Raw genomic sequence first — 15522 nt, forward strand, 5'->3', positions numbered from 1 at the left:
TAATGCTATTTTACCCTTTTATCAGCCGTTTGTACACTTAATTTTTTACTGCAGCAACAGTTTTCAGCGCACTTTTCAAATCGGTATATATGATGTTACCAACCACGATTGTATCCGCATGTTCTGCCATCTCTACCGCTTGCTCAAGAGACTCAATGCCTCCACCGTAAAAAAGTTGTGATTTCTCTAGTACTCGACTTACTTCTTTCACCGTTGAAAGCTCGCCATAAATCCCGCTATACTCCAGATAAAAGATTGGCATATGAAAAAGTTGATCCGTCATCCGAGCATACGCAACAATATCTTCCTCATCAAGTTCTGTATCTGCATCGGTTAACTGAGCCACTTTCGATTCAGGGTTAAGGACGCAATATCCCTCAGATAATACTTCTTCAAAATTCATTAAATGACCGAATTCCTTTAACGCACGATGGTGCAATCCATTCAGCCATGCGGTATGCCTAGTATTCAAAACAGACGGAATTAAATAGTAATCAAATCCTGGAACGACAGAGTGGAGATTACTAACTTCTAATACACATGTCACACTGAAGCGTCTGACTCGCATTAGCAAATCAAGGGTGTTCTCTTCTGTGACACCGTCACTTCCTCCAATGATTACCGCATCTGTTCCAGACTCACATATTTGTTCTAATGCCTCTTCAGACAGATCTTTGTTCGGATCCAACTTAAAAACGTGTTTCCATTCGTAATAAACTTTCATCATTTTATCTCCAATCATCCATTGCGTTATCGTCTGTGGAATAGTATATCAAAAAATAGTAGGAGACTCGACAATCAAGACGTTAAACTTGTTAATTTGTCTAAGATTGTTTGGAAGAGTGGCATTTCGAGTCAATAATCATTCTAGTTTACGCATAAAGGGCTGTTTTTCACGCACAAACTGTGTTTCTCACGCACAAACTGTGTTTCTCACGCACAAATCTCGTTTCTCACGCACAACTCTCATTTTTCACGCACAACAGCCCACCTGTTCCTAATAAGCACTCACACAAGCTCGTCCATCGACAAAAATTACATAAATTCGCCTCATTTAAGCGTAATTTAAGAAAGGTTTTTACTAACAAATGTCGAAAGTATGTTCCAGTAATCAAATATGCCTATGAGGTGATTATTTTGATATTAAAACCACGCTCCATCCCTCTTATCATTCTTCAATTGAAAGCTCTTCTGCGTCGACTCCCCAATAATGACCATAGAAGACCATCCATTGAAAAAGATCTAATCATGTTCGAAAAAGGACATCGTGGCGAACTCCAACTGGACCATTATTTAAACTTTTTCACCACAGATCCCCACTTCCTGATTCAAGGATTACGACTTCGAGACAACTTCGGAAGTTTCTTTCAAGTAGACACTCTTTTATTGGTCCGTTCTTACTTTTGTCTTTTTGAAGTGAAAAACTGGAGTGGTACGATCTCCTTTAATCCTGCACTCAAGCAAGCGACTCGCAAAGTCCAAGGTGAGCAGGAAGGTTGCAGCGACCCTATTAGTCAAGTTTTCCTTCAACGAACACATCTCCTTAAATGGCTACAAAATCACCGATTTTCTACCACGATTCCTATCTATCCATTTGTTGTCATCAGCTATCCAACGACAACGATTGAAATAGAAAATAACTTTAAACTAATAGCTGATCATGTGTTTCATGCTCACGCTGTTCTTGATCACCTGAAAAAATTAAATGACAAAATGTCAACTGATTTTTTGGATAAAAAGACTTTACGAAAAATAGGCAAAGCAATCGTCAAACATGACGTCCCTAAAAAAGAGGACGTATTAAAAAAGTATCTGATCAACCGAAATGAACTCATTACTGGAGTTTGCTGCGAAGCGTGCGGTTGCTATTCGATTATCCGCTCTCAAGGCCAATGGTACTGCTCTTCATGCCGCACTTCATCCAAGACGGCTCATAAGCAAGCATTAGAAGATTATTCATTATTGATTGGCAATACGATAACAAACGCAGAAGCTAGGTGGTTTTTGAGGGTGTCTTCTAGAAATGTCGTTAACTATTTATGTAAAGACATGAAACTATTAGTTAGTGGAAAAAGCAAATCTAGTAAGTACAACTTGCCAAATAAATATCCTTATATGTAAGAATTACGCATAAGTCGGTATTCTCACGCACAAATTGGTATTTTCACGCACAAACACACGTTTCTCACGCACAAACAAACACACACCATAAATCTACCAAAAAGAGACCCGGCGCAGCCAGGTCTCCATGGAATCAATCTTTATTTTTCATGGACTCGGTCTAAAGCAAACTTGTAACCGTCATTTCCATAATTGATACAGCGTTTCACTCTTGAAATTGTTGCAGTGCTAGCACCAGTATCCTTTTCGATTCGTTGGTAGGTGTCGCCATCCATGAGCATGCGCGCCACTTCCAACCGTTGTGCTAACGATTGAATTTCATTCATTGTACAGAGATCATCGAAGAAAGTGTAACATTCTTCCACATCTTTCAAACTTAAAATGGCTTTGAAAAGTTGATCTAACTCTTTTCCTCTTAATTTATCGATTTGCATGTCATGAATTCATCCTTTCTTCATCTCACTCATTCATCATGTGGAAACGAAATGTCATCTAATGATTCCACTAAATTTATCCACGTTTGACCTGGCAAGAAATCTAATGGTTCTCCGTCTTTGAAAGGCAGAATAACACCGTCGACGTTTTCCCATTCTGCTTCAATAACGGAACCATCATGTATTAAGTATGCGTTTCCACCCGTCTCTATGTCAATATCTCGTCTTCCTTGGTCATCAATGACACGGTGCGTGGTTTCCACAATAAACAAGTTACGAGGAGCAACATGTTCCCCTGTTTCCATGTCATCCACTCTTTCACCACCAACTGAGCGAATATAACCACCGACCTCTTCATCATGCTCAAATCGAACATTATTTGTAGAACTACCGTAATTAATATCTACGGTGAATGCCTCTATCTCGGATAAAGAGTCGTCCAACTCTTCCATGAATGGTAAAGCAGGAGGTTCTCGATCCTCAACATCAAAACCGATATGTTCTGCTGCTCCCTCTAGATCTTCATATGTCGTAAACATATTGTGGGGTGCTGAGCGATCAGTCGATCGACTGAAAAATTGTCCATCATAATTTAACGCACTAATAAAGGCGACTTCTCCACGTTCAGCAAGGTCTAAAGCTCCAGGGCTTCCTCCCGCGGACGTATGAATCGCATCATACCCATTGTTCAAAAAAATGAAGTAATCTCTAGCACTTCGGACTGGACCAATTCGATCTGGCTGGTGACTATGGTAAAATGCTAGCTGTCTCGTAATTCGTCCTTCGACTAAAACTTCATATACGACATCCGCTTGATATAGTCCAGTTTGCGGTCTTGCTGCATTAGAGTTTTCGACCATGACACCGAAAGCACGATGATCAACGTCTTCATCTGTTTCCAATCCCGTCAATGGATAAGCACCTGCAAATTCAGGCTCAGGTTCTTCTTCCTCTGGCTCTTCTTCTTCCTGTTCCTGTTCTGGTTCATCAACGGTTTCGCTTTCCACCACTTCTTCATTGTTTCCACTACAGGCAACAAAAACAACGAGGAGAAGTAATAATAACATATAAAAGATTACTTTCGACCACTTCATGTAGGACATCACCTTCCAAACCCCTATTTACTTTTATAGTTTAACGCATTATCGAAGGAAAAAGTACCCTTTTTTTCTTCACATCAAAAATCCCTTTTTGTGTAATTCGAACATAAGGTAAGTGCGTTGCAGAAAAGAATAACAAGCTATAAATAGGATCACTATAACGATATCCCCTTGCAGATAAAGCCTCTCGAAGGCTTTCCTCTTCCTCTACTAACCCTCCATCCATTGATAAGTCTGAGAGTAACCCTGCAATTGGTAAAGATACTTTTGCTACAATATCTTCGTGATCTACAAGGACGATTCCTCCCTTTTGTTCCTTTAATAGTTTAAAGGCATCTAATAGTCCTTGTTTACTTTTTCCGATCAAAATTATATCTCCTGTGTTAGAAAATGAACTAGCAAATCCATAAATATTCTTGGCAAATCCTTTGATTAACGTTGAGACTAACCACTTCCCATTTTTATCAACAAGCATCATAAAACATTCATCACTCTTTTCTCCAAGGTCTTCGCAAGTTAAGTCGCGATCAATTTGATATGGTTTCATAATCACTTCATTAACCATTTCAAGCCCTAATGGCATAGAAAAGTGAAAGTCTTTTCTTGTTAAATCCCAATCTAATTCCATTGGAGTGAAACCGTATTTTTCCCAGTCGAAACGGATATCAGGGAAACAAGGTTCGTTCTTTCGGCGAACCCACGTCCCTTTAGCAAGAACATCCGTAGGGAAAGGATCTTCTTTACTGCTCAAAAAATTGAGATTAGCTAACCGACCGGGAGCGATCATTCCAATGACGTCGTCCATATGAAAATGGGTGGCCACATTGATCGTACACATATTAACTGCATCAATGAATGGTACTCCCTCGTCTAATGCAAGCTGAATTAAATGCTCCATCATTCCTTTTTTCATGAAGTGGGGTGGCGATCCATCTGTTGTCATCATTAGTCTATCGTAGTGGTTAAACCCTTGTTCATGTAATTCGCGCAATATATTTGGTAAATCAGGTCGGATCGATGAGTAACGTAAGGAAGTCGTCATTCCAACATCTAGTCGTTTAAGGACATCTTCTCCACTCATAGCCTCATGATCTCCATCAACTCCCATTAGAGCCATTTGTGAGAGCGTCTTCTTGCCTGCTCCAGGAAAGTGTCCTTCAATCGGTTTGCGAACATCTTTCGTTTCCAGCATCCAATGGAGCATATGGTCATCGCCTTGTAGCACTTTAGCCCAGTCAGTCAATTCTCCACCTTGAACGACATAAGGGTGATCAATCCAAGCTTTCAAATTAGAGTCTGCAAACACGTCGTATTCATTTTTCAGTTCCGTTTGGGCATCGTATCTAGCCCACCAAAGCATCGTTGCAGGTGTCTCTTGTAGGTCATCCAATAAAGTAAGCGCTTTCTTTTTGTACAAATGAAAAAAGAACGGCATATTGTCGTTTATAAGTGTTGTTGTGCCACGTTCCGATGCATATTTAGCAAGGGTAAGGGGATGATATAACTGAAACGGATGCGCATGATGTTCGATATAACCAGGCACGACAAATTCACTCGAAGCATCGACAACTTCCGTATCCATTTGATTTTGAGGCATTTCTTGTCCTACGTAAACAATCCGGTCATCATAAATCCAGATGTTCCCGGTCACCCAACTTTTACGAAAGCTGTTTAAGTAGGTCGCATTAGCAATGACCATCGTCGGAGCTACCTTGCCTTGAATAACAGCTTGCTGTTCGCGTATTTGTTTTTTTGTCCAATAATGAGAAAATCCTTTTACCATTTTTATCACCTATTCGATACTTTCGTTTATATGTTTTGTTATGTTGACTTTTTCACAAGTTCTTTAAAAAAAAAGGTTTTTTAGCTTTAAATTAGCAAAGAAATCGTTTTCATAATCTTAACATATTTCCCCTTTACATTGCTAAAGATATTGTTACATTTTCTTTAAAAAACAGAAGGAGGTCAACTATGCTTAAGCCAAACATCGGTACTCTCAATGCTTTAATAAGAATTACTGCTGGATTTACACTATTAGGTTGGGGTACTGCAGCATTAGTAAAACACTCAAGGAGAAATTACCCTTTATTTTCTGTGATGATGGGTGCACTTAAAGTAGCAGAAGGAATCACTCGTTTTTGCCCTGTCGTTTATCTTTATGAAGAAAGACAAACAGATGACACGTTCGATGAAGATGTATATTCTCCGGTAAATCCATCTTAAAGGCGAATCAATTGAAAGGAATGATGAGACATCAATATTTGGGAAGTAGCCACCGATTCCATATTTCTGTTCCTTTTCTTGGTTGGAAGCATTGTTTTCGGTGTGTACTTTTGGATAAAACTAAATAAGAAACGAAAACTTTCTGAAGATCATGGAACGAGAGATGAAATATTAAAAAAGAAATAATGCACGTAAGGAATCCGATTATTTCGGATTCCTTTTTACATTAATAGCGAGATAAATGTCTCATTTAACTTCTAATATTTAAGTTTATTACGATAATTTTCTCACTACCACGAATTGCCTGAAAAATCCCATTATTCCCACTTTTTGAAAGCGTGTTCATTTTTTGGTCATGTACCTTTATACTAGGGACGAGTATAAAACATGTTGTAATGAAAATAGCGGATGTCGAAATCTGAATTTTTCTATTTTTGTTACATCTATTACCGAAAGGGGTTTTCACATTGGGAGAAAAACGTAAGGGGTTATTTCAACGATTCCTCGACATGGTTGAATATGTCGGAAACAAACTACCTCATCCTGTTACTCTTTTTGCTATTTTAGCATTATTAGTAATTGGACTATCGGCCGTCGTGTCCAGCTTAGGAGTCAGCGTGGAACACCCTGGTCAAGAAGGAGAAATGGTTGAAGTAACAAACCTCATGAATGCTGAAGGGATTCAATATATTTTTTCCAGTATGGTTGATAATTTCATCGGATTCGCTCCATTAGGTGTAGTACTAGCTACTATGCTTGGTATTGGTCTCGCTGAGCGAACAGGTTTAATTAGCGCGTGTTTGCGCGGGTTTGTTTTATCCGTTCCACAACGGTTAATTACTGGTGGTCTTGTCTTTGCAGGGATCATGTCCAGTGTCGCATCTGACGCCGGATATGTTGTTTTACCGCCTTTAGGTGCAGTTATCTTCGCCGCAATTGGTCGTCATCCACTTGCCGGTCTCGCTGCTGCTTTTGCAGGTGTATCCGCAGGTTTTAGTGCCAATTTATTTTTATCTGCAACTGATCCGTTGCTCGGTGAACTAACTATTTCAGCTGCTGCGATTATTGATCCAGCTTATGCTGAAGGCATGAACATTGCAATGAACTATTACTTTATTATTGTCTCCGTGTTTATATTAACATTTGTTGGTGCTTGGGTAACTGAAAAAATAGTGGAACCACGCCTGGGTGAATATAAAGGGGAATATCGCGAGGACTTAAAAGGCCTTGAAGCAATTGAGAAAAAAGGATTAATCTGGGCAGGCCTTTCTTTCCTTATCGGAATCATCATTTTCGCCCTTACCATTGTTCCAGCAAACGGACCGTTAAGAGCCGATGATGGAGGAATTATTCAATCGCCATTTATGGACTCACTCGTTCCAATTATTATGATTTTATTCTTCATTCCTGGTCTTTTCTATGGAATGGCAACAAAGAACATTAGAAATGATAAAGACGTCGCCAACCAACTATCAGAAACCATGGCTGCCATGGGAATGTTTATCGTATTAGCATTCACGGCTGGTCAATTTGTTTCCTATTTCGCTGAAACAAACATGGGACTTGTCCTAGGTGTATATGGTGCGGAAGCGTTGGAAGCAGCTAACTTAACTGGTATTCCATTGATCTTAGGATTTATCGTTGTTGCCGGTTTCATCAACCTTTTCATCGGCAGTGCATCTGCGAAGTGGGCAATGATGGCGCCAGTATTCGTTCCAATTATGATGCAACTTGGATACTCGCCAGAAATGACGCAAATGGCTTACCGTATTGCCGATTCAACGACAAATATCATTACCCCACTTATGACGTATTTTGCAATTATCATCGCCTTTGCACAAAAATACGATAAAAAGATGGGTATTGGAACACTTATTTCTGTAATGTTCCCTTATACAATTATCTTTACGATTGCATGGACAATCATGCTTATTATTTGGATGCTTCTTGGTATTGATCTTGGACCAGGTTCACCAATCTTATATGAATAAAAGAGAGGTATTGGCCGTTAGCGCGGTCAATACCTTTTTTATAGATTCACAGATCGGCCGGGGGCGATGGCGATAATTGTCGTTTTTTGTTATAATGCACTTCCTCCGACTTATAATGCACTTCTGCGATTTTATAATGCACTTCCAACAACTTATAATGCACTTCCGCTGTTTTCCCACCCCTCCTGCATGTAAAAAACTAATCTGAATGATCTACATCACTGACAGTAACAATCCTCCAAATTAAAATAAAAGTAAATCTTCCTTACGAAAGGTGAAAGGTGATGTCTATATGGAAACAAAAGATTGGTCAGCAAGCTTAGAACACGGAGAGTACGCAGAAGATCGAGACTTAGTGATTCGCCATGCAATAGAAGCGATTGATGAAACAGCAGACGGGTGCTACGTCAATCTTGTCACTCCTGATGTTTTCGGAAACCCAGACGACTATTTATCTTTATTAATCCGTGAAAAATACGGTGACACGATTACAACGAAATTTATCGACCAATGTGGTTGCGGCGGCTATGTTTTAAGAGTTTTTAAATAAGCTTATGCAGTGCCACAGTGCCACTTCCAGATCTTAAAAATACACAAAAAAGACGTAAAAGTTGTCATCCAATTTTTACGTCTTTTAAATAATGATTGTATACACGACTTATCTAGATAAGTAAGTTTTACATTGCGGACATAATGATTTTTGATAATCATTTGGAATCACAAAATGACAGTTTTCGCATTTTCTTTGAGAATTAAGATTGACATCAACTGTTTCCATTTTTCGATTATTAACAAAAAATAGAATGATCATTACCAGCACCAATACAGCTAATCCAAGTACGATTGCAACTGTCGCTGACATAAAATCATCTCCAATCTCCCCTTTTATTTAGAAAATAAACGATGGAGAAAGAACGCCGCCACTTAACGAAAATTCAAAGTATTTTTTATGACTAAATAGGTGTCAATCATTTATCAGTCATAAAAGTCTTCATTTAATTCTATACCCTCTCTTTGACGAATTAACTCACACGTCATCATAAAAATCTAAATAATTTAGAATGATCATAGATTCGAATCCTTTTTTCCTCGTTCTATTTTTCCGAAAAAAACTACAATGCTTCTTTCCCATGAATCGGGTGAACTCCTTTTACAAGCTCTGAGAAGACGTCATAAAGTATATTTCTAAATTCTTCTAATTTAACACGTTGTAAATCATCCGGTTCCACTGTTAATAATGGTGTCTCAGGTAAATAGAGCATTCGATTGATTTCCAGCTGAATCCAAGGCGTATCACCAATATTTCCGTGATACCGAGTGACATGCCCACCTTTAAATGGGTCATTTAATGTCACAAAATCCCTATCATTAACGGCATACTTTTGAAATTTAGTTTCTAACAATTCTTTAAACCGAATCACCATTTCAACTGGTGCTGTTAATGGTTCAGCATCCATTTCAGCCATTTTCGTGCCACGATTGCTTATACAAAATAACGGTCGATGTTGCCATTCCTCCCCATTCCCACTAGGACCATAATCAAGCATAGAATGACAATCAATCGCAAGTTTTACATTAGGATTTTTTGCCCCTTCGATTAACTTTTGGTGATAAGGCATATAATGTTTTTCAATGACGATCTTCCGCTCCAATTCATTGAGGCCTGAAGGAGAGTCCCAAACATTCCCCCCGTCCACCGTCAATGTTTTCACAATTCCATCTGGATTTTCAGGTGGTAAATCGGTTAATGAACGGTTCATATCTATCACAATCCGCGCCACATCCATCTGATGAAATTCCTCCACGAGGTCTTCAAAGGCAAACAATTCTTTTGTCCACGTATCCCCATCAAGCAAAATATCCATTTCATTAAGCAAACACGTTGTCTGAATCTCATCAGGAATGTCCTGTCCACCGTGCGGAACAGAAATAAGAATAGGAAGTTTTTCTTTCAACATTTTCTCCACCTCATTCACCATTTAGGTACAAAGCTAAAAGTAACGAACGCTGAACCAATTCACTTCTATGGAGTGCTTCTTCTGGCATATACAGTCCTTTACTTGCAGGCGAAAATCCACAAACAACAGTTGTCCCTTTAGGAACTTCACCAGCAGCTGAAGATAACAAACTTGATTCCGTGCCAAAAGGTAAATTCCATTTCGAACTTAAGTCGGTTAGTTTCTCTAATAATTCGTTATTTTTTCTTCGAATAAATGGCGATCGCTCTACTAATTTTTCTATATGTGTTCGCATCCCTTTTGATTGTGATTTAAAAAGTTCTCTCACTGCTTTTTCTGTTTCGACTGCTAACTTTTCATCTATATACGTGATCGATAACGTGGCATAGACTCGGTGAGGTTTCAAAACAGAGTAACGTTCCGATCGAACATCTTGGATAGAAACAGCTAATTTCTTTTTACGATTATTAAAATCCTGAAGCTTCTGGGCATTTTGAATGAATGAGTTCAGAACATCAACAGATTTCGTTTCTTTTCCAATTCGAATGGGGTCTCCTTCAACAATAATGCTAAATTGTTTCGTTCCACGCCGTTGATGAACCACTTTTCCATCCGTAAAACCTGGTTGCAAAACTATGACTTCTGCAGCTAACTTGGCTGCCTTTTCGACCATGGAGGAACTGTACCGCATTCCCCTTCCTTCATCTGAATAGAAAAGAACGCCTACCTTTTTTTTGCTTAGTAACTTCTGTTCCTTTAAAGCATTTAAAGCGGAAAGCATTGTGACTATTCCACCACGACTTGACGCTATTCCCTCCCCGTACAACCACTCTTGTTCTGTACGAAAAGGAATCGGAAATCCTGTTCGCTCACCAGGTACATCGATTGGAACAACAAGTAACGTTCCTCCTTGCATCCCTGCTGCTGTTTCAAAAGCCCAAGCCGATCGACCATTTGTACATGATTCTAAAGGGTTTAACCCTAATTTATTTAATCGTTCTTCTAATTTTTTTCGAATCCGACTAAGTCCAACGGGGTCTTCAGTCCGACTTGAAATGTTTGTCCATGCTTTTAATTCCGTTTCCATTGCGCTTCGTTTCTTCGTTAATTGATTGAAAATACGTACATCTGCTTTTTGCATATGCTCATCCGCTGGAACAAGGAAATCAGCTCCAAAATATCGTTCACATGTGACATCAATAATTCTGTTCATGAGATCTTTATAAGATAAACCGATTTTTTCTGCCGCAAAAACAAATGAACCGTCCGACCCAAGACTAGCCATAGAATTCACTTCTAAAATGTATGGATTACCTTGTTTATCAATTCGAAAATCAACTCTTGCCGTGTCATAACAATTCAACGCTTTGAACGTTTCAATCGCAAGTTGCTGTATCTTTTCCGCTTCTTCTTCTGTTAAATTAGCTGGGCAAACTTTTTCTACCGTACGTCCACTTTTATTCTTTTTATCTTCATACGTAAAAATTTGTGGCCCTTCGCCAAACACAAGTTCGACAGCTGGTAAGGCCTGAACGGGATTATTTCCTAATAGGCCGACATTCACTTCGCGTCCTTCAATATATTCTTCTACAAGAGTAGGTGCATGGTATGTCTCATAAATCACTTTCACACCTTCACGGAGCTCCTCTTCGTTATGAACGATTTTAAGTCCAAAAGATACCGCTTCATCCTTCGGTTTCACAATCAACGGATACGTTAAATCTTCCGTTACTGGCGAATCTGGTGTATCTAATACAGTGAACTTTGGCGTTGGCAACCCTCGTTGTAAAAGAATCATTTTCGTTACTACTTTATCAAGAGCTAGCGCATGTGTTTCTGGTCCAGAACCGACATAAGGAACACCAAGCATCTCTAACATTCCTGGTACATGCATGTATCTCCCTCTACCTTGAATGCCGTAACTCAAATTGAAAACTAATCCGGGGCGTTCACCGGAGATTACCGTGGGCATAAATTCTTCAAGCTTTTTAATTAAATTTTTGTCTCCCTCAAATGTCTTTACTTGATGCCCGCCTGATAGTAAGCCTTCTTTAATCATTTTAATTGTTTCCATTCCGTACTTTTCTCGGTTCTGTGTTCCAAATAGATTGATGACCGCCTGACTTTCACGGTTATAGACCACGGCAATTTTCATTAATGTTCAACCCCTTTTAATGTTTTTTTCTCTGTCTTAGATATTCGTTTCGTTTTCTGATGGACCTAGTGCTGTTCCATCTCGTCTTGGATCAGCCACTCCTTTATATGGTTCACGCCATTTCATAGGCATTTGTACGCCTTGTACACAGCCTAAGTAAAAGCTGTATGGATCCCTTTTTTTCAGATCAAATCCTGAAATTTCTAAAGCTTTATACACGTCTTTTTGAAAACGATCTTTTTCAATCAACAGTTCACCTGTATCAGAAGCGTGAAATCGTGGAGCTGATATGGCTTCTTCAAGGGACTCTTCTTTATCAACAAGCCTTACAATGACTTGAGCTAGAGTGGTTGAGATCCGGCTGCTACCAGGACTGCCGAGTAAGTAGTGAGGTTTTCCTTTTTTAAATAACAATACTGGCGCTACACTACTCCAAGGCCTGCCTCCAGGCAACAAATAGTATGGATGTGCCATGTTTTTGTATTCAAATGCACTCATGTAGTTGTTATAAAAAAATCCAAGTCCTTTTGCCATCGTTTTACTACCGAAAACAAGTTCAATAGATTGTGTAATACCTACCATATTTCCCTCTTTATCAACTACAGATAAATGAGTCGTTTCTCCACTTGTTGGTGGAGGCAAAAACGTATCTTTCAAAGCCATGTTATAAATATAATGAATTCGTTTAATGATTTCTTTTGCATACCCTTTATCAACTAGCATTTGGCTGACCGATTGCAAATAGTGATCCGGATGCATCGGCATTCTCTCTCGATAATTGAGTGCGAATCGAAAAGCTAATGCTGATATAACAGCTCCAATTGGCTCATTTGGATCAAGCGTTTCGGGAGGAAACCCTTCTAATGTATTTAGAATTTGAACAAGTACTCGCCCTGCTCCTGGTGGGGGATACGTATAAATATCGTAATCCCGATACGTACTTTCAAGGACTTCTCGTTCAACGGGAAATGGAATTTGATTCAAATCGAGTTTTGTGATCCAGCCACCCCTAATTTCCATATCTTTGACAATTGTGTCAGCAATCGATCCTGTGTAAAAATCACGCCAACCTTTTTCAGCCATCGTTCTCATCGTTTCAGCTAACTCTGGTTGAATGATCATATCTCCAATGTTTTTAAGGTGATTTTTTTCGAAAAAAATTCGCTTAACAGATGAATCCTTTCTAAGATGTTCCACTTCCTTTTTCATCCGACGATGAATGAGTTCTGTAATTTTAACTCCTTCTTCTGCCGCACGAATGGAAGGTTCCAACGTTACGGCTAAAGGTAACTTTCCATAAGATTCTTGTAAATAACCGAGGGCAGCTGGTGTCGACGGAACAGTGGATGATTTAAGACCAAACTTTATCGGTTTTTTCGGATTTTTTGCTGGTTGCAAAGAGTATGGTGCTCGAGAAGAACCATCAAGAGCAAACACTCTTTTCTCATCAGAGAGACGCACAAGAGCCATTGATTGACCACCAATTCCAGAAGCTTGCGGTTCGGATACACCTAAGCAAAATGCTGCAGCAACTGCTGCGTCAATGGCGTTTCCTCCGCGACGAAGCATTTCTACACCTGCATCTGTCGCTTGTTTAGAAGCCGTGGAAACCATTCCATAACTTCCTTGTGAAGAAGAAATTTCTCTATGTATTTCACTCATGAAACCCACTCCTAACTGTCAATTAAACTGAAAATTCCGACTTTTATTGATAATAATTTACTTTCGCGCACTGTTTTATACATTAACGCATGAAAGTAAATGACATGTAAAAAAGCTTTTCCGTGCATAAGAAAAACTTTGAAGTTACTTGCATGACAGTGCATTTGCACCTTTTTCATAAAAGACTATCTCTTGTAATTATATTCCACGTATAAGTTTTGCACAAGAGAATATTGCTGACATCAGAGAGGAAAATTCTTCAATCATTCGACAGTTGAAATTGTATCAAAATTTGTTGTGTGCACGAAGCTTTTGTGACCGTCTTTCCACGCTCCCTTTTCGTGAGAGCGCTCAAAACTAATTTGAAAGCCCATCTCCCTCGTTTGAAAGCGCACCAACCTCGTTCAAGAGCGCTCCAACACATCTTAAAAGCGCTCCCTTTTCGTGAGAGCGCTCAAAACTAATTTGAAAGCGCACCAACCTCGTTTGAAAGCGCACCAACCTCGTTCAAGAGCGCACCAACACATCTTAAAAGCGCTCCCTTTTCTGAACAGAAAAAAGAACCCTACAAAATAGGGTTCCTCTAAACTCACTTCAGTTGGTGAGCGATATCCTTTCGATAAAAAAGACCATTCCACGAATGTTGATTAAGCACGTCATATGTACCATCTAACGCTACTTTAAGGCTTGGGGCCATCGTAGACAACAACAAGACTCTTCCGCCGTTTGTTTTCCATCCGTCGACTTCGTTTTTATCCTTCACACTTCCTGCATGAAACCAAAGTTGATTTTCCGTATCATTGACATCAGGCAACTGGAATGGGATTCCTTTTTCATAACTTCCTGGGTAACCTTCCGATGCTAGCACGACGCCTACACACGCTTGATCTGTCCAAGATAACGAAACTTCTTCGCCATCTAGCACTCTTTCGATCACGTCTACAAGGTCAGACTTTAGCCTCGGCAAAATTACTTGCGTTTCCGGATCACCAAATCGTGCGTTGAATTCAATTACTTTCGGTCCCTTTTCTGTAATCATTAATCCGCCGTATAAAATACCAGTAAATGGAACACCTTCGGCTACCATCGCTTCTGCCATTGGACGAAGCACCGTTGCTTCCGCTTCTTTTAGCCAATCCCCGTCTAAATGAGGGACTGGAGAGTAAGCGCCCATGCCTCCAGTGTTTGGTCCAGTATCCCCTTCAAATGCACGTTTATGATCCTGTGCTGTGACCATTGGAACAACCGTTTTTCCATGCACAAATGCCATATACGATAGCTCTTCTCCTCGAAGACATTCTTCGATGACAACCGATGCCCCAGCATCGCCAAATTTCTTCGCAGTCATCATTTCATCCAATGCCGTCAGCGCTTCACTTTCTGATTCTGCAACAACGACACCTTTGCCTGCTGCGAGACCATCTGCTTTCACAACAATCGGTACTCCAACACGTTTCACATATGCTTTAGCATCAACCAAGTTTGTGAATGACTCATACGTAGCTGTGGGGATCTCATATTTTTTCATGATATCTTTGGCAAACTGTTTGCTTCCTTCAATCTCCGCTGCAGCTTTCGAAGGACCAAACACGGTTAAACCCGCTGCTAGAAAATCATCGACCAACCCTGCGACAAGAGGGGCTTCAGGCCCGACCATCGTCAAGGCGACATTCTCCTTTTTAGCCAATGCAATTAAGCCTTCGTGATCGTCCTCACGAATTGCTACCGATCGACAGCCTTGCTCGTCGTCAATTCCGTCGCTCCCTGGGGCTACCAATACTTCTGTTACACGTTCTGACTGGGCAAACTTCCAGGCCAATGCATGCTCTCGTCCACCGCCACCAATAACCAATACTTTCATAGAGATCCTCCCCCACC

The 15522-nt window shown here is 39.9% G+C and carries 14 protein-coding genes; 5 read left to right on the top strand and 9 right to left on the bottom strand.

The genetic code is table 11. From position 1 onward, the window contains the following. Positions 1-37 precede the first annotated feature (37 nt). On the bottom strand, positions 38-724 hold the full coding sequence (gene pcrB / locus QDN89_RS11840) for a heptaprenylglyceryl phosphate synthase (RefSeq protein ID WP_280770347.1): 687 nt from the start codon (positions 722-724) through the stop codon (positions 38-40). Positions 725-1137: 413 nt separating this feature from the next. Between pcrB and QDN89_RS11845 the strand changes: the two genes are divergently transcribed. Continuing rightward, positions 1138-2121, top strand: coding sequence for a nuclease-related domain-containing protein (locus tag QDN89_RS11845; RefSeq protein WP_280770348.1), 984 nt, complete (start codon positions 1138-1140; stop codon positions 2119-2121). Between the two features lie 140 nt (positions 2122-2261). Here the strand turns inward: QDN89_RS11845 and QDN89_RS11850 are convergent, their stop codons facing one another. Genes QDN89_RS11850 through QDN89_RS11860 form a run of 3 tightly spaced genes read right to left on the bottom strand, consistent with a single transcriptional unit; the run spans position 2262 to position 5438 of the window. Beyond that, entirely contained in the window at positions 2262-2555 is a 294-nt protein-coding gene (locus QDN89_RS11850; protein WP_280770349.1) for a YerC/YecD family TrpR-related protein, read from the bottom strand. A gap of 29 nt (positions 2556-2584) precedes the next feature. After that, the gene (locus QDN89_RS11855) at positions 2585-3649 is read right to left on the bottom strand and encodes a DUF3048 domain-containing protein (RefSeq protein WP_280770350.1); all 1065 of its coding nucleotides are present in this window, start codon (positions 3647-3649) and stop codon (positions 2585-2587) included. 40 nt (positions 3650-3689) lie between these two features. Beyond that, a complete protein-coding gene (locus QDN89_RS11860) occupies positions 3690-5438 on the bottom strand; it encodes an adenine deaminase C-terminal domain-containing protein (protein ID WP_280770351.1) in 1749 nt (582 codons plus the stop codon). A 188-nt stretch (positions 5439-5626) separates the two neighbouring features. Between QDN89_RS11860 and QDN89_RS11865 the strand changes: the two genes are divergently transcribed. From QDN89_RS11865 to QDN89_RS11875, 4 genes are all read left to right on the top strand, one after another. Beyond that, complete coding sequence (locus tag QDN89_RS11865) at positions 5627-5878, top strand: YgaP family membrane protein (RefSeq protein ID WP_280770352.1); 252 nt, start codon at positions 5627-5629, stop codon at positions 5876-5878. Between the two features lie 36 nt (positions 5879-5914). Further along, positions 5915-6064, top strand: coding sequence for an EYxxD motif small membrane protein (locus tag QDN89_RS22000; RefSeq protein ID WP_425335400.1), 150 nt, complete (start codon positions 5915-5917; stop codon positions 6062-6064). A gap of 281 nt (positions 6065-6345) precedes the next feature. Then, the gene (locus tag QDN89_RS11870; protein WP_280770353.1) at positions 6346-7869 is read left to right on the top strand and encodes an AbgT family transporter; all 1524 of its coding nucleotides are present in this window, start codon (positions 6346-6348) and stop codon (positions 7867-7869) included. Positions 7870-8161: 292 nt separating this feature from the next. Further along, entirely contained in the window at positions 8162-8419 is a 258-nt protein-coding gene (locus QDN89_RS11875) for a CGCGG family putative rSAM-modified RiPP protein (RefSeq protein ID WP_280770354.1), read from the top strand. A 108-nt stretch (positions 8420-8527) separates the two neighbouring features. Here QDN89_RS11875 and QDN89_RS11880 read toward each other — a convergent pair whose 3' ends face one another. From QDN89_RS11880 to purD, 5 genes are all read right to left on the bottom strand, one after another. Beyond that, positions 8528-8731 carry a hypothetical protein gene (locus tag QDN89_RS11880; RefSeq protein ID WP_280770355.1) on the bottom strand — a complete coding sequence of 68 codons (204 nt, stop codon included), beginning with the start codon at positions 8729-8731 and terminating at the stop codon, positions 8528-8530. Between the two features lie 250 nt (positions 8732-8981). Next, positions 8982-9827: an N-formylglutamate amidohydrolase gene (locus QDN89_RS11885; protein ID WP_280770356.1), complete on the bottom strand. Its 846-nt coding sequence runs from the start codon at positions 9825-9827 to the stop codon at positions 8982-8984. Positions 9828-9837: 10 nt separating this feature from the next. After that, on the bottom strand, positions 9838-11982 hold the full coding sequence (locus QDN89_RS11890; RefSeq protein WP_280770357.1) for a M20/M25/M40 family metallo-hydrolase: 2145 nt from the start codon (positions 11980-11982) through the stop codon (positions 9838-9840). A 36-nt stretch (positions 11983-12018) separates the two neighbouring features. Beyond that, positions 12019-13644, bottom strand: coding sequence for a gamma-glutamyltransferase family protein (locus QDN89_RS11895; protein WP_280770358.1), 1626 nt, complete (start codon positions 13642-13644; stop codon positions 12019-12021). A gap of 589 nt (positions 13645-14233) precedes the next feature. Next, positions 14234-15505, bottom strand: a complete 1272-nt coding sequence (purD, locus tag QDN89_RS11900; protein ID WP_280770359.1) for a phosphoribosylamine--glycine ligase — start codon at positions 15503-15505, stop codon at positions 14234-14236. Positions 15506-15522: the final 17 nt, after the last annotated feature.

Origin of the sequence: Salipaludibacillus daqingensis (genome assembly GCF_029891575.1) — a bacterium.
Lineage (GTDB): Bacteria > Bacillota > Bacilli > Bacillales > Salisediminibacteriaceae > Salipaludibacillus > Salipaludibacillus daqingensis.

Bases quoted from the DNA above. Each gene is read 5' to 3' on its own strand.
- QDN89_RS11860 (WP_280770351.1), bottom strand. From the start codon at position 5,438: ATGGTAAAAGGATTTTCTCATTATTGGACAAAAAAACAAATACGCGAA.
- purD (WP_280770359.1), bottom strand. From the start codon at position 15,505: ATGAAAGTATTGGTTATTGGTGGCGGTGGACGAGAGCATGCATTGGCC.
- QDN89_RS11875 (WP_280770354.1), top strand. From the start codon at position 8,162: ATGGAAACAAAAGATTGGTCAGCAAGCTTAGAACACGGAGAGTACGCA.
- QDN89_RS11885 (WP_280770356.1), bottom strand. From the start codon at position 9,827: ATGTTGAAAGAAAAACTTCCTATTCTTATTTCTGTTCCGCACGGTGGA.
- QDN89_RS11865 (WP_280770352.1), top strand. From the start codon at position 5,627: ATGCTTAAGCCAAACATCGGTACTCTCAATGCTTTAATAAGAATTACT.
- QDN89_RS11890 (WP_280770357.1), bottom strand. From the start codon at position 11,982: ATGAAAATTGCCGTGGTCTATAACCGTGAAAGTCAGGCGGTCATCAAT.
- QDN89_RS11880 (WP_280770355.1), bottom strand. From the start codon at position 8,731: ATGTCAGCGACAGTTGCAATCGTACTTGGATTAGCTGTATTGGTGCTG.
- pcrB (WP_280770347.1), bottom strand. From the start codon at position 724: ATGAAAGTTTATTACGAATGGAAACACGTTTTTAAGTTGGATCCGAAC.
- QDN89_RS11855 (WP_280770350.1), bottom strand. From the start codon at position 3,649: ATGAAGTGGTCGAAAGTAATCTTTTATATGTTATTATTACTTCTCCTC.
- QDN89_RS11850 (WP_280770349.1), bottom strand. From the start codon at position 2,555: ATGCAAATCGATAAATTAAGAGGAAAAGAGTTAGATCAACTTTTCAAA.
- QDN89_RS11895 (WP_280770358.1), bottom strand. From the start codon at position 13,644: ATGAGTGAAATACATAGAGAAATTTCTTCTTCACAAGGAAGTTATGGA.